The sequence below is a fragment of the Litorivivens lipolytica genome, from assembly GCF_014191715.1.
GTDB classification, from domain to species: domain Bacteria; phylum Pseudomonadota; class Gammaproteobacteria; order Pseudomonadales; family Spongiibacteraceae; genus Litorivivens; species Litorivivens lipolytica.
In genome coordinates, this window is sequence record NZ_JACHWY010000002.1 from 599,178 (window position 1) to 625,796 (window position 26,619).

At 54.8% G+C, this 26,619-nt stretch carries 23 protein-coding genes; 17 read left to right on the top strand and 6 right to left on the bottom strand.

Annotated features, from left to right (window positions below; genetic code table 11):
- Positions 1 to 11 precede the first annotated feature (11 nt).
- Positions 12 to 989 carry an alpha/beta hydrolase family protein gene (locus FHR99_RS11100; protein ID WP_183410719.1) on the bottom strand — a complete coding sequence of 326 codons (978 nt, stop codon included), beginning with the start codon at positions 987 to 989 and terminating at the stop codon, positions 12 to 14.
- Positions 989 to 1,786, bottom strand: a complete 798-nt coding sequence (locus tag FHR99_RS11105) for a red chlorophyll catabolite reductase (protein WP_183410720.1) — start codon at positions 1,784 to 1,786, stop codon at positions 989 to 991. The genes FHR99_RS11100 and FHR99_RS11105 overlap by 1 nt, the downstream gene beginning before the upstream one ends.
- 277 nt (positions 1,787 to 2,063) lie before the next feature.
- Between FHR99_RS11105 and FHR99_RS11110 the strand changes: the two genes are divergently transcribed.
- From FHR99_RS11110 to FHR99_RS11125, 4 genes are read left to right on the top strand one after another with little or no spacing between them, the layout of a single operon-like run.
- Positions 2,064 to 3,215: a Rieske 2Fe-2S domain-containing protein gene (locus FHR99_RS11110; RefSeq protein WP_183410721.1), complete on the top strand. Its 1,152-nt coding sequence runs from the start codon at positions 2,064 to 2,066 to the stop codon at positions 3,213 to 3,215.
- 11 nt (positions 3,216 to 3,226) lie between these two features.
- A complete protein-coding gene (locus tag FHR99_RS11115) occupies positions 3,227 to 3,955 on the top strand; it encodes a hypothetical protein (RefSeq protein ID WP_183410722.1) in 729 nt (242 codons plus the stop codon).
- A gap of 13 nt (positions 3,956 to 3,968) precedes the next feature.
- Positions 3,969 to 4,769, top strand: a complete 801-nt coding sequence (locus tag FHR99_RS11120; protein WP_183410723.1) for an SDR family NAD(P)-dependent oxidoreductase — start codon at positions 3,969 to 3,971, stop codon at positions 4,767 to 4,769.
- Between the two features lie 18 nt (positions 4,770 to 4,787).
- Entirely contained in the window at positions 4,788 to 5,564 is a 777-nt protein-coding gene (locus tag FHR99_RS11125) for a maleate cis-trans isomerase family protein (protein ID WP_183410724.1), read from the top strand.
- Positions 5,565 to 5,598: 34 nt separating this feature from the next.
- On the opposite strand, the gene FHR99_RS11130 is transcribed toward FHR99_RS11125, so the two are convergent.
- Positions 5,599 to 6,114, bottom strand: coding sequence for an SRPBCC family protein (locus FHR99_RS11130; protein WP_183410725.1), 516 nt, complete (start codon positions 6,112 to 6,114; stop codon positions 5,599 to 5,601).
- Positions 6,115 to 6,270: 156 nt separating this feature from the next.
- On the opposite strand from FHR99_RS11130, the gene FHR99_RS11135 reads away from it, so the two are divergent.
- Positions 6,271 to 7,119 carry an SDR family NAD(P)-dependent oxidoreductase gene (locus FHR99_RS11135; protein WP_183410726.1) on the top strand — a complete coding sequence of 283 codons (849 nt, stop codon included), beginning with the start codon at positions 6,271 to 6,273 and terminating at the stop codon, positions 7,117 to 7,119.
- Here the strand turns inward: FHR99_RS11135 and FHR99_RS11140 are convergent, their stop codons facing one another.
- A complete protein-coding gene (locus FHR99_RS11140) occupies positions 7,120 to 7,899 on the bottom strand; it encodes an SDR family NAD(P)-dependent oxidoreductase (RefSeq protein ID WP_183410727.1) in 780 nt (259 codons plus the stop codon).
- A gap of 347 nt (positions 7,900 to 8,246) precedes the next feature.
- Between FHR99_RS11140 and FHR99_RS11145 the strand changes: the two genes are divergently transcribed.
- The gene (locus FHR99_RS11145) at positions 8,247 to 10,613 is read left to right on the top strand and encodes a PEP/pyruvate-binding domain-containing protein (protein ID WP_183410728.1); all 2,367 of its coding nucleotides are present in this window, start codon (positions 8,247 to 8,249) and stop codon (positions 10,611 to 10,613) included.
- A gap of 110 nt (positions 10,614 to 10,723) precedes the next feature.
- Here the strand turns inward: FHR99_RS11145 and FHR99_RS11150 are convergent, their stop codons facing one another.
- Positions 10,724 to 12,028 (bottom strand): MFS transporter, encoded by a 1,305-nt coding sequence (locus tag FHR99_RS11150; protein WP_246386754.1) that lies wholly within the window; start codon positions 12,026 to 12,028, stop codon positions 10,724 to 10,726.
- Positions 12,025 to 12,681, bottom strand: coding sequence for a hypothetical protein (locus tag FHR99_RS11155; RefSeq protein WP_183410729.1), 657 nt, complete (start codon positions 12,679 to 12,681; stop codon positions 12,025 to 12,027). The genes FHR99_RS11150 and FHR99_RS11155 overlap by 4 nt, the downstream gene beginning before the upstream one ends.
- Before the next feature lie 205 nt (positions 12,682 to 12,886).
- Between FHR99_RS11155 and FHR99_RS11160 the strand changes: the two genes are divergently transcribed.
- From FHR99_RS11160 to FHR99_RS11210, 11 genes are all read left to right on the top strand, one after another.
- Complete coding sequence (locus FHR99_RS11160; protein ID WP_183410730.1) at positions 12,887 to 15,532, top strand: TonB-dependent receptor; 2,646 nt, start codon at positions 12,887 to 12,889, stop codon at positions 15,530 to 15,532.
- A 47-nt stretch (positions 15,533 to 15,579) separates the two neighbouring features.
- A complete protein-coding gene (locus FHR99_RS16600) occupies positions 15,580 to 17,283 on the top strand; it encodes a nitrilase-related carbon-nitrogen hydrolase (protein WP_183410731.1) in 1,704 nt (567 codons plus the stop codon).
- 9 nt (positions 17,284 to 17,292) lie between these two features.
- Positions 17,293 to 18,036 (top strand): hypothetical protein, encoded by a 744-nt coding sequence (locus tag FHR99_RS11170; RefSeq protein WP_183410732.1) that lies wholly within the window; start codon positions 17,293 to 17,295, stop codon positions 18,034 to 18,036.
- A gap of 134 nt (positions 18,037 to 18,170) precedes the next feature.
- Complete coding sequence (locus tag FHR99_RS11175; protein ID WP_183410733.1) at positions 18,171 to 19,439, top strand: acyl-CoA dehydrogenase family protein; 1,269 nt, start codon at positions 18,171 to 18,173, stop codon at positions 19,437 to 19,439.
- 4 nt (positions 19,440 to 19,443) lie between these two features.
- A complete protein-coding gene (locus tag FHR99_RS11180; RefSeq protein ID WP_183410734.1) occupies positions 19,444 to 20,895 on the top strand; it encodes an aldehyde dehydrogenase family protein in 1,452 nt (483 codons plus the stop codon).
- Complete coding sequence (locus FHR99_RS11185) at positions 20,888 to 22,330, top strand: aldehyde dehydrogenase family protein (RefSeq protein ID WP_183410735.1); 1,443 nt, start codon at positions 20,888 to 20,890, stop codon at positions 22,328 to 22,330. The genes FHR99_RS11180 and FHR99_RS11185 overlap by 8 nt, the downstream gene beginning before the upstream one ends.
- On the top strand, positions 22,327 to 23,124 hold the full coding sequence (locus FHR99_RS11190; RefSeq protein WP_183410736.1) for an alpha/beta fold hydrolase: 798 nt from the start codon (positions 22,327 to 22,329) through the stop codon (positions 23,122 to 23,124). Before FHR99_RS11185 ends, FHR99_RS11190 begins: the two co-directional genes overlap by 4 nt.
- Position 23,125: 1 nt before the next feature.
- Positions 23,126 to 23,719 carry an isochorismatase family protein gene (locus tag FHR99_RS11195; protein WP_183410737.1) on the top strand — a complete coding sequence of 198 codons (594 nt, stop codon included), beginning with the start codon at positions 23,126 to 23,128 and terminating at the stop codon, positions 23,717 to 23,719.
- Positions 23,720 to 23,824: 105 nt separating this feature from the next.
- Positions 23,825 to 24,610, top strand: a complete 786-nt coding sequence (locus FHR99_RS11200) for a GntR family transcriptional regulator (protein ID WP_183410738.1) — start codon at positions 23,825 to 23,827, stop codon at positions 24,608 to 24,610.
- Between the two features lie 124 nt (positions 24,611 to 24,734).
- The gene (locus FHR99_RS11205; protein ID WP_183410739.1) at positions 24,735 to 25,937 is read left to right on the top strand and encodes an FAD-dependent oxidoreductase; all 1,203 of its coding nucleotides are present in this window, start codon (positions 24,735 to 24,737) and stop codon (positions 25,935 to 25,937) included.
- Positions 25,938 to 25,948: 11 nt separating this feature from the next.
- Positions 25,949 to 26,617: an isochorismatase family protein gene (locus FHR99_RS11210; protein ID WP_183410740.1), complete on the top strand. Its 669-nt coding sequence runs from the start codon at positions 25,949 to 25,951 to the stop codon at positions 26,615 to 26,617.
- Positions 26,618 to 26,619 lie beyond the last annotated feature (2 nt).

Sequence of the window (26,619 nt, forward strand, 5' to 3'; positions counted from 1 at the left end):
TCCTGTTCCGGTTATTTGCACGCGTAGCGCGAAATCTGTGGGTGATTGGCCAGTTCGGCGAGGTTGGCGTGATCGCCTGTGCCAATGCAGGCCGCAATAAAGTCGGTGATGATGCTGAGCATCAATTCTCTGAGTTCGCTTTCGTCTCCTGCGGCGGGCCAGTCGAGAAAGGGGCGACCGGTGGTGCCGTCGTAGGGGTGTGCGAAACAGAAATGATTGGCGCCACGAACCAGTGCGAGGTGGCAGTCGCCGCGCAGGCTGTCTAAGGCCTCGTCAAAGGTTCGACCGATCCGTTCGGTGGGGGTGCTATCTTCTGCATCGCCATAACGATTGGCACTGGCGGCGATTACACCGTCCTGTTCACCACCCATAATCAGCATGGGTACACTGCCATCAACGGGCAGCAGGGTGTCTTCGGGAAAGCCAATCTGAGTCGAGGCGCCCGTGTGGGCGGCGTAGGAAAATCCGCCGATTAATTGCGGAAACCATTCACGGTTGCTGTTTAGCAAGACCGCATTGCCGCCCGCGGAGTGGCCGCCGAAAATCACTTTGTTGGTGTCGAGCAGTCCCGCCAGTAAGCCTTCGCTATTAAGCTTTTCTATCGCGTCGAGCAAAGTGGGCAGTGACGAGCAGGAGGGCGCCTTGCCAAAACTATCCGGCGTGAGATAGCGCAGATCAAAGCCGGGGCTGAGGGAGACAAAGCCTGGCATATCCTCTTTTATCCAGCTAAAGGTAATGCACACCAAGCCAAGCTCGCACAGCCCTTTTGCCAACCAGCTGTAAACTTCCGGGTGGCAGTTGGAGCCGGGCATAAACAGCACCACCGGGTAGGGCTGCTCCGGTTTGGCGGCAGGAATAAAACCCATATTACGCTCGTCAGCACTGTCGCTGTAAGCGCTGGGGTAATACACCTTAAGCTGCAGACTGTTCCACGGTTCCGGTTCGCCGGGCACCGTGGCAGCGGTGAAGAAGGCGCGAACGTCGGTCATTATTCAGGCCGTGGCAGGGTGCGATCCCGGCCCCACAGGGCGGCGACCAGGTGGTCACACAGCTCTTTGCCGAACAGGTTTTCCACCACGATATTGGCCGGGTCACCCTCGGTAATAGTCTGGCGGATCAGCAGATCGCGCTCGGCTTGTGCCGCTCGGGTTTCCTTGGGCTGCAGTTCTGCGGCATCGACCCAGGCAATCCAGCGATCCAGTTGGGCGTGGGCGACCTTGCGCAGGTCGTCAATACCTTCGGCACAGACAGCGCCGCCGTAAGCCAGTGAGCAGGGCGACTGGGCTACGCGGGTATACATGTGGCGGCTGATAAAGTGCTGAAAACGCTCGTTGCGCTCCCATTCAATATAGGTGTCGTTGGCTTCGCCGTTGTAGTACTTGTCGGCGTATTCCGGGTTGGTCCACAGATCCTTGCGCGGCATATAGTCCTGATAAAAGAACAGATCCGGGGTGGTGCCCAGCGCAAAACCGAAGTGGGGCACATCGTACTGGGGGCCCAGATTGATGGTCAGGTGCATATTGGTAAAACTGGCCTTGGGGTTGCCGGTCCAGCTGTAGATCAGCCAATCGATTTCCGGGCCGGCCCAGGCAGAAAGAAAACCCTGAGCGCCATCTTTGCCGCTGTAGTCGCCCACGGAGCAGGGGTCCTGAGTCAATTCGAAGCGGGCTTTAACCTTCTCGAACAGTTCGGTGGTGATAGCCCAGAGCTGGTCGAAGGTATCCTGGCGATCTACGCCGCCCTGTTCAGCGACCAGTTCATCAATGGATTTGGTGATATGTGCCATGAGCTGAAAGCCTGTAATGATTCAATTGAATATAATGTTATATGAATAATACATATTGTGCTGGCTGGGTGCAATCCGCTTTTTCTCTCTTGCCACTATAGTATGAAGACCAAAGCCGGTTTTTTTGGCTGAAGTGAAAAATATTTCATCGGCGGGTGATCCGGATCGGCGGATTTTTCGTTTAAAAAGATATAAAGATATGCTATTAGTATAAATAAGCTCGGTTCAGTAGCGCTTCTGCACGCTCCTGAACCCCGAAAATCGTGGAGGAAAGGCAGTGTTAATCAATCTCTGGTACGTGGCTGAGTGGTCGGAAACCCTCAAAGATAAGCCGGTAAAGGTAAAGATGCTGGGGCAGAACTTTGTTCTGTTTCGCGATGCCGAAGGCAAAGCCAATTGCCTGAGCGACGTGTGCATTCACCGCGGTGGTTCCCTGTCTGGCGGTAAGTGCATTGATGGCAATGTAGCCTGCCCCTACCACGGCTGGCAGTTTGACGGTGAGGGTAAAGTGCAGTTTATTCCCTCTGAAGGTCGCGATTTCCGCATTCCGGATCGCGCCCGGGTTGACGCCTACCCCACTGAAGAGCGCTACGGCATGATCTGGGTGTTTCTGGGTGACTTGCCAGAAGAAGAGCGTCCGCCGATTCCGCCTTTTCCCGAATACGACGATCCCAAGTGGCGCGCTATTACCGACGAGTGGGTATGGAAGGCAGAAGCAGCCCGTGTAATCGAGAACGGTATCGATCTGGCGCATGCCTCCTTTGTACACCCGGTGTTTGGTACGCCTGACACGGCCGGTGAGAACAAAATCCTGAAAGTGGAAAAAGACGACCTGAACGGTATGTCTTGGAATATCCAGTATCCGCCGCAGTTGAAAGGTGATTTGGGGATTCGCCGGTTTATCCGCAAGGAGAAACAACCCACCGAAACCATTCCCGGCTATCACCTCTCCGGTTACGTAGTGCGTATTCAGATCAACCTGAACAGCTGGATGAGCATTCTGATGTTTGACTGCAATACGCCAGTTGACGAGCACACCACCAAGACCTTTGCGACCCAGTTGCGTACCTTCTTCAAGATTGGTCTGTTCGACGGCGGTTCGCGTAAGCGACTGCGCAAGGTCTTTAAAGAGGACGCCGAAGTTATCGAGCGCGCATCCCCGAATTACCTGCCAGAAAATCTCGCCAATGAGCTCTCGGTGGCTGACGACAAGTTTATGAGTTCCTTCCGTCAATCGCGCCGCAAGCTGATTGAAAAGGGCTACCAAATTGATTCCTATACGGTGAAACAGTATGAAGGCCGCAAGGTGTTTGCGATTCCTTCTCCGTTGCGACGCGAGCGTTCCGATCTGAAATGGGTGCTGGAAGAAATTCCGCTGGTGCAGCCGGTGGCGAGTCTGGCTGTGGGTGAGCAGGAAGCCGTTTCCTGAGTTTGGCGCCCATGTCATTTCAGCACTTTTCGCCCTTGGCGGCCTGGTTGCGGGCCTATACCTATTTTGTAGTGTGCGGTCTTTTTGCCTGGACGACAGGGGCGCTAACGCCACTGTTGAGCAGCCCCATGATTCCCGCTGTAGCCGACAGTCTGTGGTGGCTGTGCACAGCAGGTTTACTGGTTTTTATCGGTTTCGCCTACGGCAAGCTATGGGCCGGCTGGACCCTGCGTTTTAACCGCAAGCTCGATGTGCTGCCGCAGCTGGTGTTTGGTTTGAGTTGGGGCCTTGGTTACGCGCTTTGCTTTTTAGGATTCTGGCATCTGTCGCTTTCGCTGGCTCAGGGTTGGCCGATATGGGCGGTTTTTCTGCTGGCTTACATACTGATTTCCGTCTGGCAGATACTGTGGCAGGACCTCGTATGGGACATTTACATTTCCCCCGAGCATGACACCCCCTGGACAACCAAGGTCAAAGTACCTTTTACCCACGTACCCAATGTGACGCTATCACTGCTGTATTTTGCGTACTTCGATGCCTACTGGGGGTTTGTTGTCTCGCAGATGCTGGCGCTGACGCTCTGCAGTTTTGCGATGCGAATGCCGGCGCCCTGGAGCCGGGAAGTAACGCCGGCGGCAACCCGGCACCCTTTCGTGTTCGGTCTGGTTCACGGCGGCGGCTATGTGTCGAGTGATCCTGCCAATGATCCACATCTCAAAGCCATAGGCGCCCCCTATTGAAATGGAGAGAACCATGAGTAAAAGCGTTGTCATTACCGGCAGCACACGAGGCATAGGGCGCGGCTTAGCCGAAAATTTCCTGAAGCAGGGTTGCAACGTCGTGATCAGTGCCACCCTGCAGCCGGCTGTTGATCAGGCGGTTTCTGAGCTGGCGGCCCAGTTCGGTGCGGATAAGGTTGTAGGGCAGGCCTGTGATATCAGTGAGCATAGTCAGCTGGAAAACCTGTGGAGATTTGCAAAGGCGCAGTGCGGTACTGTCGATATATGGATCAACAACGCCGGAATCAGTCTGCCGCGTAAGCCCATAACTGACCAAAGCGCCGAGGATCTGGCGCGCATTACTTCTATCAACCTCAACGGTGTGTTGTTTGCTGCCAATGTCGTGCTCGGGGGCATGAAAGCGCAAGGCGGTGGTCAGTTCTGGGTCATGGAAGGCTTTGGCAGCAACGGCGCTGCACAACCGGGTATGGCTGCCTACGGTGCGACCAAGCGCGGTGTGAACTATCTGGCGAAAGCGCTCCGCAAAGATATGGCGGGTAGCAATGTGCAGGTGAATGTACTGAGCCCCGGTATTGTGGTCACCGACCTGCTGATCGGCGATTACGATACCAGCTCGCCCGAATGGGAAAAGGCCAAAAAGATTTTCAATATTCTCGGCGACAAAGTGGAAACCGTTACCCCTTGGCTGGTTAACGGTGTGCTGAAAGCGCAAAAGGATGGTGCCCGCGTAGAGTGGCTGACCACCGGCAAAGCCTTTCGCCGCTTTATGACCGCCGGCTTTAACAAGCGCGACCTGTTCGCCGAAACCGCTTAACTGTTACGAGATTCCATAATGCAAAACTATCAAATCGCCCGCCGTGCCCAAATCGGTGTTCTCATTCCCTCCACCAATACCGGCGTGGAATACGATCTGCAAAAATTTGGTCTCGATGGAGTTACCTGGCATCCCTCGCGTTTTCTGATTCGACTGCGCAATTGGGCGGAAGAAGGTGAGGCGACCGGCGACGATGCAAACACCGTGTTTGAGCGTTTTCTCGATTTGATGCGCGAGGATATGACGCCAGCCATTGAAAACGTGATGACCGCGAAAATCAGTCACCTGATGTTGGGTATGTCCGCCGAAACCTTTTGGGGTGGTATGGCGGGCAATATCGAGTTCGAAAAAAATATTCAGGATCAAATCGGTGATCTGGGTATGACGACCGGCGCCGGTGCAACGCGCATGGCCCTGGATAATTTTGGGGTGAAGAAAATTTCGGTGATTACACCCTACCCGCCAGTGGGTGATGATAACGTTCGACAGTTTTTTGATGAAATCGGCTACGAAGTAAAACACGTGGTCGGCCTGAACTGCGCCTCTGCAACGGCGATTGCCGAAACCCCGATAAAAGATGTGATTGAAGCGGTTAAAAAAGCTGACGGCGATGATGTTGAAGCCATTGTGCAGTGCGGTACCAACCTGTCGACAGTTGATTTGTTCCCGACGCTGGAGCACTGGCTGGAGAAACCCATGCTGCCGATCAACGTCGCTACCATCTGGCACGCGCTGCGCGCCTGTGGCATCAATGACAAGATTACGGGTAAAGGGCGTCTCCTGGAGGAGTTCTAAAGCCCCGTCACCCTGTAGTTGCCCAACCTTTCTCTCAGGAGGAAGGTTGGCTTTGTGTTGCTTGAACTCGTGTTTCTACAAGTTTCTTAAAGCGCTTTAGCATCCATTTGAGACCAAGGCCCATCAGTGGCGAGAACAGTGGCATGGTCACGTTGCCAATGCCTTTTGCCTCCATTGCCATCGTCCACTGCACTCGAGTTTTACCGTTGTCCAGCGGCGTCACAATATAGTCTTCGGCAAAGCTTTCGGTCATGGATTTTGAGCATGCCGTGAAGCAGAAGGCCATCCGCTTCGGATAATCCCATGCGATAAACACCTCATCGCCGACCATGCCGCCCGACATGGATACCGTCCGTGTGGTGCCAAGGCCAAAGGGCTTGGGGGATGTCCACTCTACCTTTTGAATCGGCGGTGCCCATCGCGTCCAGTCGTCGGCGTTTTCAAACGACTCAAAAATCTGTTCGGGGGTGGCATCGATTTCTACTTCAGCTTGGAAGCGATTTCGAGCTGTCTCCAAAAACGTTAAATCTACAACTTTGCAGTCAAACATGAGGCTGTGCTCCGATTAGTCTTGCCGCTTTTTCCGGGCTCTGGTTAACAAGTCGTAACAGAGAATGGCTTGCTCCCGAACGTCATATCCTACAATAATTTTACACACGCGTTACCTTTTTTGCGAGCACATTTATCCTACGGAGGAACTCTCGGCGTGCAGGAATTAGCGGGAAAAACAGCGGTGATTACCGGGGCGGCAAGCGGTATCGGTTTGGCGTTGGCGAGGATCTTTGCCGAACAAGGTATGAATATCGTGTTGGCGGACATTGAACAGCAGCGTCTGGATGCTGCCGTAACGGAAATTTCTGCACTGGGTGTCGAGGCGATAGGCGTCGTCACCGATGTTGGATCCGGTGAATCCGTCGCGTCCCTGCGTGATGCGGCGGTGGAGCAATTCGGTAGTGTGCAAATCCTTTGTAATAACGCCGGAGTCTACACGGGCGGTAATTTGTGGGAGCAGACAGAAGACGACTACGAATGGCTGATCCGGGTAAATCAGTGGGGCATCATTCACGGAGTTCGCCAGTTCGTACCGCAAATGATCTCGCAAGGCGACGCGTGTTATATCGTTAATACGTCTTCCATGGCTTCCATGTGCACCTTACCCTTCGCCGGGATTTATCACATGACCAAGCATGCTGCGTTAGCGTTGAGCGAGTGCCTTTACCACGAGCTTTCAATAAGTGCGCCGCAGATCAAGGTGTCTTGTCTGTGCCCTGAATTATTCAATACTGGAATTGCCGCTTCATCGCGCAACCGCCCGGAGGCCTTGCGCGAAGAAAACATCACCGATATGCACAAAATGTCGATGGATGCGATCACCGATGCGACCGCAAATTCCCTGTCACCGCGCGTTGCTGCAGAGCGTGTCTTGCAGGCGATAAAAGACGAGACTTTCTATATTTTGCCGCCAGAAGATAATCCCTGGTCGGCGACTGCAAACAGTCGACTGGAAGACCTGCGCTTGCGTCGCAATCCAACAATGGCGCCACCGGCGATATAGCTATACAAGCCCCATCAATTCGACGATACCGTGGCGGTGCCCGGCGGTGTAGCCGCCATCGACAGCCAGACTCTGGCCGGTGACAAATGAGGCATCGTCCGAGGCGAGGAACAGTGCAGCGCCAGCAATTTCCTCCGGTTTGCCCAGTCGACCTACTTTGGTTTCCCGTATCACATCCGCTTTGAATTCCGGCATGGAATCCATGATGCCGTGGAGCATCGGTGTATCGATAAAGCCGGGGCAGATGGCATTGCTGCGAATGCCCATGCGGCCATAATCAATCGACACGTTTTTCGTTAGCAGAATCACGCCACCCTTGGAGGCATTGTAGGCGCTGCCACCCTCGGTGCCGTTGATACCTTCCACACTCGATACTGTGATAATGCTGCCGCTGCGTTGGGCCATCATGGTGTCGAGTACGGATTTTATCGACAGGAAAGTACCTTTTAGATTGATATCAATGACGCGATCCCAGGCAGCGTTGTCGATCATGCTGACGGGGCCACCATCGCCCACACCGGCAGCGGTCACAAGAATATCGATGCGGCCATGTTTTTCCGCGGTCTGTTTGGCAACTGCGTTTTGCGCGTCACCGTCGGTCACATCCAGTGTGCTGAACCAGCTTTCCGGCGAGGCGCTGGTGACAAGGCTCCAGTCTTTAGGTTCGTTGAGATCAGTGCCGACAACAATGGCACCTTCCTGCGCGAAGCGCTCGGCGCAGGCCAGACCGATGCCGGAAGCGGCGCCGGTTACGATAGCTACTTTTCCTTGCAATCGCATATTTTTTCCTTGTTGTTGAGTGTTTAAGCGAATTATTTACAAAATCTGCGGCATGGTCTCGTCCGCCATGATCATTTCACCGTTTTTCATCGGTAAAAACCCGGCGCAAACGTATTCTGAATGGCCGGTGCCGCTGCCAAATTGCCAGGTAATAGCCCCCTTCGACCTTTTCGCCTGTTCCATTGGGGAAGAAGTGGTTGTTGATCCGACTTTACAGAATAACAATACGGTCGTATAGTGAATTTTCTGTAGTAATTGCTTGCCAGGCATAGTGTCAGACTGAGTGTGCCGATTGATGTGGCCGCCGAACGTGACACTCAACTTTATAAAAACGACGCGAATACAACATGCCCGAAATTTTAACGCTCAAGGAAATCACCGATCAGGCGGTAGGCGGCAAGGCCGCCGGTCTGGCTGAACTCACCCGCCACGGTCTCAATGTGCCACCAGCTTTTGTTGTTGTCGCCGCCAGTGCCGAGCATTTCCCCGACGATCTGGAGGCACAGTATCAGGCGATTGGTGGGGGCAAGGTTGCTGTCCGTTCATCTGCCATTGGCGAGGATGGGGAAGACAGCTCATTCGCCGGGCAGTACGAAACCATTCTCAACGTGGAGGGGCTGGACGCCTTGAAGGCTGCTATCGCCCAGTGCGTTCAGTCATTGGATAGCGCGCAGGCCACAGCCTACAAGAGTGAGCACGCGAATCTCGGGGAGGTTGAAATGTGCGTGGTGGTACAGCGCATGGTGGATGCTCACTCGGCCGGCGTGTTGTTTACTGCCGACCCGGTAACGGGGCGGCACGATCGCTTGGTTATTGACGCAGTGCGCGGGCTCGGCGAAGCGCTCGTTAGTGGTGAGGTGACCCCGGATCACTACGAGTTGGATCGCAACAACCACGTGGTACGCCGTGAACTTACCGGTGAATCTCCCATTCTCTCCGACGCGCAGATTCAGGCCTTGGCTAAGGGTGCGCGCGATGCAGCTGTCAGTATGACGCCCTTGTTGGATATGGAATGGGCGATCGATGCCAGCGGTGATCTGTTCTGGTTACAGGCTCGACCGATTACCACACTTGGATCGGACTTGAACGAGCTGGATACTCCGATTCCCGATGATCACGTGATTACCCGCTGCAATGTTGGCGAAATGATGCCGGGTGCCGTCTGTCCGTTGACCTTTTCTGTGCAGGGGAGGGCGATCGAACACGGCATGCAGCATATGCATGTCTGCTATGCGAATCGTCCGGCAATTAATCAGGAATGGACCCAGATTAATCTTTTCTTCGGTCACATGTTTATCAACATGACCGGAGGCCTGCAGTCGTCGCGCTATGTGTCGATAAATACCGTTGAGAGTATGGGGCAAAGCCTCTGCGGGCGCCCAGTGCCAGAGTTGAAACCGTTAAAAGACCTGGCACCATTCTGGCGCCGTTGGTACGGCACCTGGCAATTCGCTCGGTATGTGATGCAGTCTCAAAAAGTGCTCACCGAATTCGAGAGTCGCTTCAAGCACGCTTACGTATCCTATACCAACGATAGCCTCAGCATGATGAAGGAAATCAATCGCTACTTCCCGTGGATCTGTGAGACGAATGAAGTGCATCTTCGATCTTCTGCTTTTTCCGGTGTGATGGAAGGGATTGTGCAGAGTTTTGTAGCGGGAGGAAGTCAGCCGCCAGATGCGGATCAGCAGGCCGAAGCCGCACGTTTACTGGCTGGTGCCAGTGATGTTGAAAGCGCGGTGATGGTTGATCGTCTCGATGATGTTGTCGATCTGATTGCAGAACACCCTGAGGCGGTAACCAGTTTTCAGAAGGTTGATCCAAGCGAGGCGCTGGCCTGGCTCACAAGTGAAGAATCCGGCGCAGCCCGCTACCGTTTCGAAGAATTCCTGGCGGCTCATGGTCATCGCTCAATTCGCGAGCTCTGTGTGCGTGAGGCAGGGTGGGTAGACGAACCCGAAAAACTGATCGTCACTATGCAGGCCTCGCTTGCGTCTCGCTTGCAGGGCGCTTACAAACCTCGTCAGGTAGAAAAAGTCGATATCAGCACACTATCGCGCGGCTTGAGATTCATGTTGCCGGTTGCTCACAACGCAATTCGTCGTCGCGAGCACACCAAGTCGTTGCTGGTTTTGGTAACGCATCGCCTGAAGCGGGCCTATCGCCATCTTGCCAATTTATTGGTGAGTGAGGGGCATCTTCCCGACGCGGATCTTGTGTTCTTTTTTACCCACGAAGAATTGAATGAATTTGTCGAAAATCCTAGTTCCGATGGGGTGAGCCGAGCCGAAAAGCGGCGTATCGCACTTTCATTCCATGAAAAGATGGAATTTGACGATGTTTACGTTGGTAAACCAGAACCCCTTGTCTGGGAGCCGCCGAAAGATGCGGCTGAAGGGGAGTTAATTGGTCGCCCGGTTAGTCGGGGTATCGTAGAGGGTGCGGCCCGCGTAGCCCTGACAATACAGGAGGCGGCCGAGCTGCAGCCAGGTGAAATTCTGATAGCACCGATTACCGATATTGGGTGGACGCCGTATTTCAGTTTGATCGCAGGTTTGGCGACCGATGTGGGGTCTGCGGTTTCCCATGGCGCGGTTATCGCTCGGGAGTACGGATTGCCCGCGATTGTTAATTTGCGGCAAGCGACACGCTTGTTCAAAACCGGGGATCGCGTTCGATTGGATGCGGATAAGGGTGTGTTGAGTCGTTTGTAGAAATCTGTCATTGCGAGCGTAGCGAAGCAATCTTTTTTTGTTGTGGCATAAGCAATTGGAGATTGCTTCGTCGCTTCACTCCCCGCAATGACGAATTAACCAGAAGTGCTCTAGGTGTTATCCACCGGTGCTACCACCTTATTGCGAACCAGCAGGGCCCAGATCATTACGCCGAAGGCGATCAGTCCGAAAAACACAAAGGGCCCGGATTCACGCCAGCTATCAAATAACTGGCCGCCTACTTTCGCCGCCACCAGAATGCCGATGGCGCCGCACAGGTTAAAGAAGCCGTTTACCGCGCCGCGAATGGCAACCGGCGCCTGCTGCGACAGCAAAACGCCGCTGGTGATAATACAAGCCACTTCGCCCATACCGATAAGAATGGCACATACAATCATTGCGCCACTGAACGGATCGGTTACAAAGTACGTGCCGCCGTAGCCCAAAAAGGAAATAAACAGAGCCAGTGCGACGGCACTGACGCGATTCATCTTGTCCGACAAAATGCCGAAGAAGGGGGCGCTAAGCAGCGTCATGGTTTGCGCAATGCCGACAATCATGCCGGCGCGTGCCAGCGCATCGGCGCGGGACAAGCCCATTTCGCTGGTGCCGTAGTTGGCAATCCACAGGGTGAAAAAGGTGCCAACAATGGCCAGGTTGCCGCGTGAAACAAAGGCAGCGCCATAAGAGAGGGCGATACCGGGATCTTTGGCGGCGAGAAAACCCTTGCGGGTGATTTCCCAAAAGCTTTCATTTTCCGTGCTGACTTTCTGCGGAGTTTTCTTCAGTCCCAGCCACATCCACAGGGCAAAAATACCTGCCAGCGCTGTCACAATGGCGTAGGTGGCAAGGCCGGCGGTCTGGCTGTCCATGCCTTGTGCCTGAAATACCGAAGGCAGACGCAGTAGCAAAAACACGGTAATCAAAGCGCCAATGCCGTTGGCCATGCCGAGGAAGCCGGTGGCTTTGCCGCGACTGGAATCTTCGGTGTAGTCCGCCATGATCGCAAAAATCATGCAACTGAAGGCCGCGACACCCACCCCAAACAGCACCCGGTAAACCAGCAGTTCGCCGTAGCTGCGTGCGAAGGGATATAGCGCAACGGCAACCGCCATAATGGCAAAGCTCATGGCCATTACCGGTCGACGACCGATCTTGTCCGACAGTGAACCCCATACCCCCACGGCGAGGATAATCGCAATTTCACCCCAGAAGGCGATATTGCCGCTGACCACGCCCTGTTGTTCCTGGGGGATGTTCAAAAACTCCGACAGCAAAAACGGCTGCATTTGCGGCATAAAAGTGGAGAGCAAAATGCCCGCCATACACGCCACATAAAAGGTGCTCATATGAGAGCGCTGAACGCCGGGCAACAACTGAACGCCTAGCAGTCGATTGGCAACAGGGGTAGTCATCGGATTGGATTCTCCACTAAACGTTTGTTCAGGCGCAGGCTGCCGAGGAAGAAAAGGCCTTGTGCGACAGCGTTAATACTTTCTTCTATCCACTGCAATGCCGCAGTTTGTTCTGGAATGCGTGCAAGGCCGCTTAATGAAATCGTGCCGACAAAACTCAGTATATATAGAAGGCTGATAATACCGTCGCCAGCAAACCATCCGGTGCGCGCCAGCATAAAAATTGTGGCGGTGTTGGCCAAGGTAACCATCGCGAGCAACCAGAAAAACCACAAACGCTGATCTGGATAGGCAATAGCAATGATGAAAGCAATCAGCGGGACAAGTGATGTCAACAGCACGGCTATCCGTAATCTAACGAATAGACTTTGTCGGGTAAACAAGGCATAGCTTAATAAAGTGAAACCTGGCGCCATGAGGATGAACAAACTGTTGTTCATCCAGACAATATGTTCGCCTGTGCTCGCAACTATGAGTTTCCAACTGGCCTTCAGCAGTCCACCGCTGATAATCAGCGCGGCACCCGCGATAGCCAGTTTCCTAACTGTCTGATTTCCAAACAGTTCAGAGCGGCACAGCCAGTACATGCCCAATGCGGTAAAGGCAATGGGTACATAGTCAAAGAGGGCCAGCGCTACCGTGTAATCCTTCATGATTCTGAAATGCTTCTGTTGTTGTTCTGAAATGTCAGTATGCCGTCTTGTTGACTTAAAAGCTATAATGATATTAGATTATAACAAATGGTGGTTTTCAGGCTGGTAAAGCTGTCGTCATCATCAGGTGTGCCGGGGGGAGGGCACAGGTTATTTGGCTTAGGCCAAATCGTGGTTTGAAAAGCAGCGCGTGTGGGAAAACACTATGAACTTAACGAAAAAATCGACCTGGTTGCTCTCTGGTTTGATGGGATTGCAGTTAGCCGCCATGCCTTTGCAGGCCCAACAGAGCGGTAGCACCAGCAAGCGGGTTCAGAAGTCTCTTGAGGAGATTGTGGTCACGGCCCGTAAACGGGAAGAATCCATTCAGGACATTCCGGTATCGGTGACGCCGTTTACCGCAGATTCGCTGGAACGACGCGGGTTTACCGGTCTGGACGATATTGCCGCTTCTACCCCTGGTTTTACGTATGAAGGCTTTATCACCGGCGGTAATCACGGTAATGCGGTTATTCGCGGTCTGGCGCAGCAGTTCACAACCTCGCGAATTCAAAACGTTTCTTTCTTTATAGACGGTGTTTACTTGCAGCGTCAGAGCATGCTGAACTTGGGCATGATTGATATGGAGCGGGTAGAGGTTATCAAAGGCCCGCAGAATGCCTTGTTCGGTCGCAACGCCTTTGCCGGTGCGGTTAACTACATAACTGCCAAGCCTAAAGCGGAGCGCGAAGCTTATGTCGCTGCAACCATGGGTGACAATGAGCGCTATGACCTGAAGGCTAGCTTTAATGGTCCGTTAGGCTTTGATGGTCGCCTCCTCGGTAAATTGACCATTGGTTTTACCGAGTATGATGGTCACACCGAAAACGATCACCCCATGGCTGATGCCGATCCTACGGGTCCGTCAACCACAGGAAATTTGGGTGGTTGGGACGATGAAATTTATAGTCTTCTGCTGGCTTATGAGCCTACAGATACGCTGATGCTCCGTACCAGTTACTACAAAAACAAAGCCATTAAAGAAACCGGTGCTGGCTACAGTATCTCGGGTGTCAACGCCGCTCGATTTGGCTTTCGTCGTGACGATCAGTTGGATCTTAACTGTAACTGGCGCACCGTTAATGATATTGGCAACCCCTCGCCCAGCGCGGCGCATTCGGGTTTCTCAGCCTGGTGTGGCGAATTACCAGAGACTGCGGCGGGCGCGGAGGGGCCGAGAACCTTCGACGGTATTCTGATTGATCCTCGCGGCATCGGTCAGGTGGCAAATACCGAAGTTATTACTTTTACAGCTGACTACGAAATCAATGAGGCCTGGAGCGCGCATTACCTGTTTGGTTATGCCGATCACGATACTTACTCCACAGGTGGTCCCGGCGGCGAAGACCCCATGACCGGGCGCGGTATTGCCGCCGATTTTGTACTGAATGCTGCGAATAACCAGGACCCCAACGGCTACAAATACGCAAATACTTTCAGTGGTCGACCAAATTCTGTTTTAGAGGCGTTTTCGCACGAAATTCGCTTCGATTTTGATAATGGTGATCGCTTCCGCAGCAGCTTTGGTGCCTACTACGCCAAAACAGAAGATCGCGAGCATTCCACCGTATTTATCAGCGATCTCTGTACGCCATTTACTGAGGAAGAGCGTCAGAACTGTAACGAGCCGCTGGAAACGCCTTCGTCTGCAGTACCCGATCCGGGTCGCGTCACCAACGGTATTGTTTACGACCAAGTAACGCGTCAGCACGCGAAAACCCGCCTCGAAGATACCGAGTTTGAAGATGAGATCATGGCGCTGTTTTTCTCGACGTCTTACCTGATTCGCGACAATCTGGAAGGTACCTTCGAAGGCCGCCTGACTCAGGAAGACAAGTCTGTTTTCCGGCACGCCGACGCATTTGGTCTCGCCTTTGGTCAGTCCATCACTTACGGTCCGCCGGAAGATCCTGTATTTCCGGGTGTAGCTGATACCGTAAGCAGCAGCATCATTGTGGTAGAAGACAGTGAGACCTTTGTGTATTTCACCCCTCGCGCCATCCTTAACTGGACGCTCAATGATGACCAGATGATGTACTTCTCTGTTGCGAAGGGTTTGAAGACCGGCGGTTTCAATAATGCCGAGAGCGAGAACCAGCTGGTGTACGAAGAAGCAACTAACTGGACATACGAAGTAGGCAGCAAGAATGCCTTCTTTGATCGCGCACTGACCTTGAATGGCGCCTTGTTCTACATCGACTGGTCTGGGTTGCAGGGCTCTGTTCCGCCCGAAGAAGCAACACTGTCTTCCTCTGATGTTGTAACGAATATTGGTGACGCCACCAGTATCGGTATCGAACTGGAAGCCGCTTACCGTTTCAACCGCCACTTCTCTGTCGACGTTGGTCTGACCTACAACGACGCAACTTATGATGACGGCGTGAAGTACTCACCAGGACGCAGCGACGCCGCTACCGGTGTTGGCTGTGATGGTGTTACCTGTAACGCGGATGGCGAAGTCGGTGGCAATCAATTGGCTCGGGGCTCCAAAGAACAGTACTCCATCGGCTTTAACGCCCAGAAGGACTTTGACTCAGGTTGGATGCTGAGCGGTCGCCTCGACGCCAACTATCAGTCAAAACAGTTCCTGACGCCGCTGAACCTGGGCTGGGCGCCGGATCGCATTATCACCAACATGTCGATCAATGCGCTGGGTCCAAACGATCACTGGGATATCAGCCTCTGGGGTAAAAACATCACCGATGAAAATTACCCGGCTAGTGCCTTCGTGATCGGTGTATTTAACCAGTATATGGTCGGCATGGGTGCGCGTCGCAGCTTCGGCGCTACCATCAAGTACACCTACTTCTAAGAACAGGCGCGGCATTGGTCGCGCCCCAGCTGGTATAGGACGCGGACGTGAAACAACGCATTAAAGCCGCTGCCGCCCAGATTCATGTGGGTAGCGATATCGAAACCAACCTGTCCAGTTGCCTTCGGGTGCTGGACAAGGCCGCCGAGCAGAATCCCAATCTGGTGGTATTGCCGGAATTCTGTAATCACCTGTCTTGGTACGACGATGCGGATCATTGCTATCGCGTGTCCTTGCAATTGGACGGAGATTTTCTCAAGACGATTGCCGCCAAGGCGCGTGAGATCAAGGCGTATGTGGTGATTGGAGTCACCCTGCAGCGTGAGGGCGGCAAAGTCTCGGGCAGCAACCTGCTTTATTCCCCCGAAGGAGAGTTGCTCGGTTTGAGTGACAAGCAGGTACTGATCGGTCATGAAAATGACTTTCTGGAGCGGGCGACTGAGCCAGGTGCAGTTATCGACACCGAACTTGGTCGCGTTGGTCTGTATATGTGCATGGATGGCGTGATCAATGAAACGCCGCGCTGTCTGGCACTTCGCGGTGCCGATATCCTATTGAATAGCCTCAACTCCTTTGCGCCCGATGAGGGCAATCTGCATATTCCGGTTCGCGCAGCCGAGAACAAGGCCTTTGTGGTCGCCGCCAATAAAGTCGGACCGCTGGTGCCTGAAGCAATGATGGAAGGTATAAGTGCTGCGACGAATATACCGGTGGAGTTTTTGAACGGTGCTGGTGAAAGTCAGATTGTCGCGCCCGATGGCACGGTGCTGGCCATGGCTGAGACCCGGGAAGAAGAGGTTGTTTTCGCGGAAATCGAGGTCGCGCAGGCACGCAGTAAACAGCGCCCGGATGGCACGGATATTTTCAAAAGCCGCCGCCCTGAACTTTATGGTGTTCTGGGTGAAAACCCCGCTTCTCATGAACCATTGACGTTCAAAGGGGCAACAGATTTGCCCTCTGCCCTGATTCAGCTCGACGATATCAGCTCACAGTCAGAAGCCGTGTCTGCGGTAAAGAGTGCGGTTGAGTCTGGCGCGAAATTGGTTGCCCTGCCCGGGCTGTGTGGTATCTCCAACGCTGAGTCAGAGCAAGCCTTACTGGAGTCTAAAGCGGTCATAGCGGCGTTGGCAGAGGTGGCAGGCGAGGCATTGATAACTACCTCGCTGGTGCTGCCTGCAGAAGGCGGCCGACAGCATTGCGCCGTCGCGATAGGTGCTAGTGGGCTCGTTGCCCAGCAGGGGCAGGTGCATTTCAGCGAGCGCTTCAGCTGGTCGGTGCTGAGTGATGGCTTCACCGTGGCAGAAACTGAATTTGGTTGTCTGGGCTTGTTGTGCAGCGATGACTCCATTTATCCGGAGGCTTTCCGCTTGGTCGCGATGCAAGGCGCTGATGTGGTTTCAGTACCGCTTATACCTCTGGAGCGTTGGGAACTGACCACCGGCCTGATCGAACGCGCCGCTGAAAACCGCGTTAATCTGCTTGCTGCTATGCAGCCGTCTGATCTTGGTGTCGGCTTTGGCGCCGCCCTGCATGAAGACTTTACGATTTTCGGCGAGTGGAAAACCCGCACGTTTGATGGCGTTCTAACGCGTCCCATGCTGACTCACGCCAATAAGAGTTCAGCGGTGACCCCGGTGGTTCTGCACCCCAAAAACGCAGAGAACAAAGTGGTGTCTCATCGCACGCACGTAATCGACAATCGACCTTGGCACTTGCTTGAGCCGATGCTGGCAAGCGCGCCAAACGTATAAGGAATTGCAATGACCTCGCTACCCAAAGCTCTGCACGACCACGTATTGAATCGCATCGTCGATACCTTTGGCATGACCGAAGTGACCAACGAAAACGGCGGGCCTTTTTTGCCGCTGGAAAGCAAATTGCCCATGCACGAGGGCAGTGTGGGCGGTATGCGCAAGTTTACCGGCGGCCCTCTGTTTCAGGTGCTGACCTCCAGCATTGTGGTGCCGGCTATGCAGCTCGATTCCCACATGATTTTCGCGTTTATGCCCTCGGATTCTGCAGTGCCGCATTACACGGTAGATTCCGTGCAGGCCGGCGGTCATCACGCCTTTCACCTGGATCTGATTCCGCGTGTGGATATCGGCTCGCGCCTGAATTACCTGAATGAGGTGTATCAGCCGCTGACCGAAGCCTGCGAAGAAGCCCGCAAGATAGAAGGGCTGGAAGCGGCCCACCTGTCGCCTCGTCAATACGCCATCATGTCGCCCTGGATGCTGGCCAATCGCGCCACGGCGGAAGCGTTTGAGCAAATCATGAAGCCTGTGGATACCTATCTGGATCACTGGTTTGGATTGGTAGAAAAAGGTATTTCTGCCGAGGCACTGGAAGACGTAACGCCTGCCGAATTGGCGGCCCGCGACAAGCGCAACAAGTTCGCCATTTTCAACGCAGAAGTTGACCCGGTGTGGCAGCGCATCGGGCCCTTGGTGGGTCAGGAAGACGCTGACAAACAGATTGCCTATTTGCGTGAGGTGAGTGCCTAAAAGCCCCTCACCCCAACCCTCTCCCCGTGGGAGAGGGGGCGTCAGATAAAGTTAAGAAGTAACAATTCCCTCTCCCTCAGGGAGAGGGCTAGGGTGAGGGTGAGTCTCGCCCCGCAGAGTTTTGAGGAATACGTATGGGTAAAATGATTTCAGAACTCCTCGTTGAGGACATGACCGCCGAGGAGCGCGAACGCGCCGAGCGCGTCGAGAGCATCCTGCCGACACTACGCGAGCGTGCGACGGCAACCGATAAACAAGGTGAGTTCAATCCCGACAACGTAAAACTGCTGGCCGACGCGGGCCTGTTGGGCTTGGTAGTACCAAAAGAATACGGCGGTCTCGGTGGCGGTCTGCGTGACTGGGCGGCGGCCTGCTTCGCTATCGGCACCGTCTGTCCCTCAACCGGTCTGGCTTACTTCTTCCATAATACTTCAGCCTCACGCGGCACACTGGCGTTGTCAGCGCTGAAAGAAGGCTTGTTTAACGACGAAGAAGCCCCACAGGTACAAGCCTTCGCCGAAAAAGTCCTGTACACCATGGGTCGCGATGCGAAATGGCTGGCCAACTATGCCAGTGAATCGGTGAAGTCCGAACACTCGGCCATCACCATTACTACTCAGGCTGAGAAGGTTGACGGTGGTTGGATTCTGAACGGTGAAAAATCCTTTGGTTGTGCCACTGGCGTAGCCGACCAGTATCTGGTCACCGCTGCGCTTAAAGGCATTAACGATGCCAGCGCGCTGAGTACCTTTATCGTGGATCGCGATGCCAAGGGCACCCGTGGCCGTATTGAGTGGGATGCCATGGGCATGCGCGGTACCGCCACTGAAGGTCTGGTGCTGGAAGACGTGTTTGTTTCTGACGAGAACGCGCTGGGTATTCCCGGTGCCTTTGCCCGTAGCTGCCAGATGAGCCGTTCCAGCTTTGTCGGCAATCAGGTGGCAGCTTCGGTGATCTATATGGGCGGCGCTGTGGCGGCCTACCAGTCAGCCGTGAAGCTGATGAAGGACAAGAAGTTTGTCGACACCGGCAAGCCCGTGGGCACCGGCCCCTATCAGCAGCAGATCATTGGTGAAATGTACGCCAACCTGCAAACTGCGCTTCTTTGGGCGCGTCGCCAGATTCAGATAGAAAGCAGCGAGCCGCCGATGGTTTCCAAAGACGAGGTGGTGAAATTCTGGCGTACCTGTAAGGGCCAGATTGCCGAGCACAGTTTTCAGGTGGCTATTGCCGCCCTGAAATGTGCGGGCACCTCCGGGACCATGTTCAGCACGCCGTACTCACGCGCACTGCGCGATCTGGCGATGGGGCTGGTACAGGCCTTCCCCGCTGAGAAAGGTCGTTTGGATACTGCGAGCCTTGTGATTGAAGGCGAAGAACAAAACGCCTTTGGCAAAGGCTGATCGCATGTCGCTGCAGAATTACATTAACGATACGTGGCAGCCCCCGGCGATTACGCTGGAAACTCAAGTCTGCCATGCCAGTGAAGGTAAGGCCCTGTTTAATCAGGTGGCCAGCGATGCCGCGCAGATTGAAAGCGCGATCGCTGCTTCACAGACCGCTCATTTGAATGGCGAGTGGGCGGGTTTGTCTTCCGCTGAGAGAGCGGAAAAAATGGACTCCATCGCCGAGGCTATTGCCAAACGCCTGGATGGCATTGCCGATGCCGATGCGATTTGTACCGGTGTGCTGCGTAAAACCACCGCTCAAGTTGCACAGATTTGTGTGCTGGCCTTTAAAGCCGCTGCAAACTTGTTGCGAAACCCGCCGGTACGACAGCCCTTTGAAGGCCCGCACGGAGATGTAATTGTCGAGCGTTTGCCGCTGGGCCCTTCTGCCATTATTGCCCCGTGGAATGCGCCCTCAGGTATTACCTGTCACAAGTTGGCCTCGGCGCTGGCGGCGGGTTGCCCGGTGATCGTAAAGCCCTCTGAATGGGCACCCGAATCCGGCCAGCTGATTGCCGAAGCGGTGGTGGAAGCCGGCTTGCCCGCCGGCGTGTTTCAACTGGTGCACGGCAATGGCGACACAGGTGCGGCGTTAGTAGAAGATTCCCGTATTGCGGCAGTGTCGTTTACCGGTGGTTTGCACGGTGGTCGAGCGGTGGCTGCGGCTTGCGCCAAAGATATCAAGCCGGCCCAGCTGGAGCTGGGTGGCAATAACCCGATTGTGGTACTGGAAGACGCCGATATTGAGGCTGCTGCCGATGGCATTATCGCGGGCTTGACCACATTGAATGGCCAATGGTGCCGCGCGCTCGGTCGTTTGCTGGTGCATGAGTCAGTCGCCGAGGCGTTGTTGAGCGCTGTTAAGCAACGTCTGGCTAGCATCAAGCTAGGCCATGTGATGGACGAGGCGAGTACTATGGGCCCGGTGGTTCACCAAGGGCACTACAATCTGATCAAACAGGCTGTCGCCCATTACGAATCCTTAGGCGGCCAATGCCTGCAGGCGACCGAAATGCCAGAGCTGGATGGCTATTTTGTTGTGCCCACGCTGATTACGGGTTTGAAAGCGGAGCAGGCAAGCGAAGAAATTTTTGGCCCTGTGGCGACGGTCCACACCTTTGCCAGTGATGCCGAAGCCATTGCGCAGGCCAATGGCACACCCTTTGGTCTGGCGGCTTATGTGTTTGGCGAAGAGCAACACGCCTGGCGCGTGGCCAGCGGTATTCGCGCGGGCAATATCAAGATCAACGCCGTAAGCATGCTCAACCTGAATCCGATGGCGCCGCGCCCGGCCTGGGGCCTGAGTGGTCTCGGCGATGAAGGCGTAGTGGAAACCTTCGAGTTCTTCCGTGGTACGCGCATTATTGGCGTGGCGGGCAAGCCCGGCAATGGGGAGTCTGCGCATGGCTGATTTCTACAAAAGCGAGCTGCTGATTGCCGGTGTTGAAACGAAAGCCCAAGGTGGTGAGTACTTTGATGTACTGGCGCCTGCTACCGAACAAGTGATTGGCAAAGCCGCCCGTGCCGGTGCAGCTGATGTGGATCTGGCAGTCGCAGCTGCGCGCAAGGGTTTTGCCAGCTGGTCGGCCATGGCGCCGAAGGAGCGGGAAGCGATTCTGCTCCGCGCTGCTGAAATTATCGCCAGCACCGGCGAGCAGCGGTATCTCGATCTCTTAATGGATGAAAGCGGCTCCGTGGTTAACAAGGCCCGCTACGAAATCCATTACACGGTTGATCTGCTGCGCACCGCTGCCGGTGAAGTGCGCCGTCTCTATGGCGACACCTTCCCCAATGATAATCCTGCGCGAATCAGCATGGTTTTTCGTGAGCCGCTGGGTGTGGTGGGCATTGTTTCTCCTTACAACGCTCCCTTGGCCCTGTTGGCCAAGATGACCGCGTTTCCGCTGGCCGCAGGCAACAGTGTGGTGATCAAACCTTCTGAAGAAACCCCGCTGATCGCTGTCGCCTTTGCCAAATTATTAGTCGAAGCGGGCGTACCTGCTGACGCCGTTAATGTGCTGACAGGATTCGGTCAAGAATGCGGCGCACCGCTGGTAACTCATCCGGATGTTGATGCTATTGCCTTAACCGGTTCGACGGCCACAGGGCAGGCCATCGGTGCCAGTGCGATGCAACAGATGAAGCGTGTGCAGCTGGAACTGGGCGGCAAAAGTGCATTGGTTGTACTGAAAGATTTCGATCCTGTCGAAGCGGCCAATATCGCCGTACAAGGCATGTTTAATCACGCCGGCCAGATCTGTATGGCCAACTCTCGCATTGTGGTGGAAGCCCCGGTATACGATGCCTTTTGTGCGGCCATGAAAACAGCCTGTGAAAATCTCAAAATTGGTGAACAGCGCGACACCGAGAGTGTGTATGGCCCCCTGATTAATCGCCGCGCGGTTGAGAAAGTGGAAGGCCATCTGCAAGACGCGCTGGATCGCGGCGCAAGCCTGCTCACCGGCGGCAAGGTAAAAAATGGCTTGGTGTTTGAGCCAACGGTTCTATTGGAACCACCGCGCGACAGCACCGCTTGGCGCGACGAAAGCTTTGGCCCCATGACCAGCATCGTGAAAGCGGCGGATTTTGATGAAGCCATCGTGCTGGCCAACGACAGCGACTATGGTCTCTCAGCCGGTGTGCTGACTCATAATATCCAGCTCGGTTTTAAAGCGGCTAAAGCCATTCGCAGCGGCGCGGTGCATATCGGCATGCACGCCTTTCAAAGCAATGCGATGGCACCGGTTGGCGGTTTGGGTCTTTCTGGCATGGGCCGCAGCGGCGGTCACTACAGCACCGAAGAATTTACCGAGCTGAAATGGATCAGTGTGGAGCTGGGGCAGTGATTCGTCGCGCTTACTGTGACATCGCCAGTGGACAGATACATTACCGCTACGCCGGTGATGCGAGTAAAACGCCACTGATTCTACTGCATCAAAGCCCCAGTAGCTCGATCATGTATGAAACCCTGATGCGCGAGCTGGGCAATGACTACTGGCTGCTGGCGCCCGATACACCGGGTTTTGGTCAGAGCGATCCACTGGCGGAGCCGGTTTCCATTGCTGCTTACGCCGATGCGATCCAACAGTTTTGCACAGCGTTGCGTATTGAGCAGGCCCTCTTGTTTGGCCACCACACCGGCGCCTCGGTGGCGGTGCAACTGGCTTACGACAATCCCGAACTTTCTCTGGCAATGGCACTCTCCGGCCCCACGCTGTTAAGCGATGCCTTGAAAGCCGCCTTGCCTGGAAAAGCCAAGCCTTTTCCGCTGACCGAAGACGGCAGTCACCTGTTGGGTATGTGGCAGCGAATGCGCGACAAGGAGCCGGATGCCCCCCTGGCTTTGAGTCTGCGCGAAACCTTGCTGGGTCTGGAGGTAGGTGATGCCTATCCGGAAGCCTATCGTGCGGTAATTGATCAGCCCTTTGGTGATCAGCTAAAGGCATTGGAATGCCCCGTACTGGTTTTTGCCGGTACCGGCGATCCGCTCTACGGCATGCTGGATGAGGCCGCCCAATTACTGAAACACGGTGAGAAGCAGGAAATTGACGGCGCCCGAACTTACGCCTGCGATCTCCACGCCAAAACCATTGGCGACATGTTGAAAGACTTTTTTCGCCGAAATGCAGGGAAGGCCTGAGATGGATTTGCAGCGCAACAGTGTCGGCATTGGTCAGCGCCCCGCGCTGATTCTGGTCGATATGATTAACGGCTTTACCAGCTCGGCCTGCCCGCTGGGCACCGATTGTCCGGAGGTGGTCGAGGCCAATGCCCAATTGCTTGCCGCGTTCCGTGAACAGAAACTGCCGGTGTTTTTTACCACGGTGGTGTATCACAACGATGATCAGGCCTCGGTTTTTCGCAACCGTATTCAGGCTCTCAACTGCCTGACGCCAGACTCGGAGTGGGTACAGGTTGACCCTGCACTCGCCCCGGTCGAAGGCGAATCCCTGATCGAAAAGCAGTGGGCCAGTAGCTTTTTCGGCACCGATTTGAACGCTCAACTGGAGCAGGCGGGCGCGGATTCACTGGTGGTTACCGGCCTGACCACCAGCGGCTGCGTTCGCGCTACGGTGGTGGACGGTCTGCAACACAATTTCCCGGTGGCGGTGCCACGTGAAGCGGTTGGTGACCGCAACCCCCAGGCGCACGAGGCCAACCTCCACGATATGCACGCCAAATACGCCGATGTGATGGCATTGCAAGATGTGTTGGCGTCGTTGAGAAGTTTGTAAAAAAGGACAGGCGAGATCAGAATGTCTTCAAGCTATAATGATATAGCTTTTGGGTGAGGCGACATTGGCTGCCGCACCCTCCGGGAGACAAGGAGACGCAATACCATGAGCGCAGTGGAACCACTGTTCAGCAAACGCGATCTGGAACTGATGCAGGGCGATACACCCACGCCCCTGTACCACCAGATGTATACCCTGCTGAAAAGCCGGATTATGGACGGCAGTATTGCTCACGGCACCCAGATGCCGACCGAGCAGCAGCTCGCCGAGATGTTTGGTGTTTCGCGGATCACCGCCAAGCGTGCGATGGATGAACTGGCCGCCGAAGAACTGGTTGAACGTCGTCGCGGTAAGGGCACCCATGTCACCCATCACTACGAGCCAGAGCCGGTTCAGGCCCCGCTGGTGGGCATGCTGGAAAAGCTCGCCAGCATGGGACGTCACACCAAGGTCAAGGTGATGGACGTGGAAAAAATGGTGCCGCCCGGCGATATTCGCGCCGAGCTGAAGCTGGAGCCCGGCGAAAAGGCTCATCGCATTATCCGCGTGCGCAGCAGCGAAGAGGGTGAACCTTTTGCCTACTACATCAGCTGGACGGTGGGTATCGAAAAAGGTTTTACCAAGCGCGAGCTCGAGAAAGCGGTGCGGCTGGATATCATCAAGGAAAACGGCCTCAACCTGACCAAGGTGGAACAGTACCTTGGCGCAGACAAGGCCTCACTGGAAGTGGCTCGTGAGCTGGAGATGAAACCCGGTGAGCCCACACTGACACTGGTGCGACATTCCTACACCAGCGACGGCAAATTGGTGGATATTCTTTACTGTCAGTACAACCCCAAGCGATTCCAGTACCGGATGAGCTTGAGTATGGATGAGTACAAGGGCGATTAGATAACCACCCTCACCCCGGCCCTCTCCCAGTGGGAGAGGGCTAGGGTGAGGGAGCAGCACTTCCCAAGGCAGGCGGGGGCGGCCACCGGGAAATGCTAAAGCGAACAACCAACGAGAGAGTACAATGCAACACAACAACCCGATTATCGTTGCCGGTTCAGGCCCCGCCGGCTCGCTGCTGACCCTCTATCTGGCGCAGCACAATATCCCCGTTATCCTGCTGGAAAAGGCAGACTCCCTGCCCATCGATCTGCGCGCCTCAACCTTCCATCCGCCCTCGCTTGAAATGCTGGCTGACGTCGGACTCACCGACGATATGTTCGCCAAGGGCCTCAAGGTAGATAAATACGCCTACCGCGATCGTCGCACCAATGAAGTGGCCGAGTTCGATATGAACCTGATTGCCGACGAAACGCCGTTTCCGTTTCGCCTGCAACTGGAACAGTACGAAATGACGCATATTGTAGGCGAAAAGCTGAAGGCCTTTCCCCATGTGGATGTGCGCTTCGGTCATGAAGTGATTTCCGTGCAGAACGTCGATGGCGGCGTTGAAGTGGGTGTACGCACGGCCAAAGGCCTCGATACCCTGAAGGGCGCCTATTGCGTTGGCACTGATGGCGCCTCCAGCAACGTACGTAAATCCGCCGGTATCGGCTTCGGTGGTTTTACCTACGACGAAAAGTTTCTGGTCGCCAGCACCTCCTTCCCCTTTGAAGAGGTGTTCGACAATCTGGCCTATGTGAATTACGTCTCTGATCCCGATGAGTGGTGCGTAATCCTGCGCACCGAGAAAATCTGGCGCGTGCTGTGGCCCACTGAGCCAGGCGATACCGACGAAAAACTCCTCTCTGACGAGTACATTCAATCGCGCCTGAAACACCTGTATGACAAGGGCAGCGACTATGAGATTGGTCACCGCACCCTGTACAACGTGCATCAGCGCGTCTCAGAAACCTATTTTAAAGATCGCATCGTACTGGCTGGTGACGCCTGCCATATCAACAACCCGCTGGGTGGTATGGGCATGAACGGCGGTTTGCACGATGCCTATAATCTGGCCCAGCGTTTGGTGCGTTTGATGACAGAGGGTGGCGATCACCTAGCGGAGTTTGGTCAGTACGACCGACAACGCCGTGAGCTGGCGGTAGAGTTCGTGCAGAAGCACACCATTGAAAACAAAAAGCTGATGGAATCTACCGATCCGGATATTCAGCAGAAGCGTCAGGCCATGTTGATGGAAACCGCTGCCGATCCGGAGAAGGCCAAAGCCTTCCTGATGGAGCGCGCCATGCTCAACTGTCTGCGCGACAGCCTTGCGGTTCAGTAACGGAGGGGAAGATGGAAACGACAACGAAAACTGCCAAAGAAATCTATCAGGAAGTCAAAGCCAACCCTGCGCGCAAGCGCTTCGGCTTTGGTGAGAAAGCCATTCTGGTCAACATCGATCCGCAAAAGGCCTACACCCGCACCGACCTTTTTAAAACCGCCTACGAAACTGACCCCCGCCAAATGGAATACATCAATACCTTGGCAAAAAAGTTTCGCGCCATTGGCTGGCCGGTGGTTTGGACCCATGTAGCGTATATGGAATCTGGCGAAGACGCTGGCATCTGGGGCACCCGAACGGATACGCCCGATAGCCTGCAAAATATCAAGTTTGGCAGCGAGCGCAGCGAGTTCGACGACCGTCTTGAAATCGACAAGGTCAAAGACGTTATCTATCTGAAGAAAATGCCCTCGGCCTTTTTTGAAACCCAACTGCAATCCCTCTGTGTATGGCACAAAGTGGACACGGTCATCCTGACGGGTGGCTCCACTTCGGGCTGTATTCGCGCCACCGCCGTGGAATCCCTGTCCCGCGGTTACCGCACCATCGTGCCGGAAGAGTGCGTAGCGGATAAGCACGAGAGCTATCACTACGCCAATCTTACCGACCTCTCGTTGAAGTACGCAGACGTGCTGGATGTGCAGGAAGTATTCGACTGGCTGGATTCACAAAAAGGCTGAGC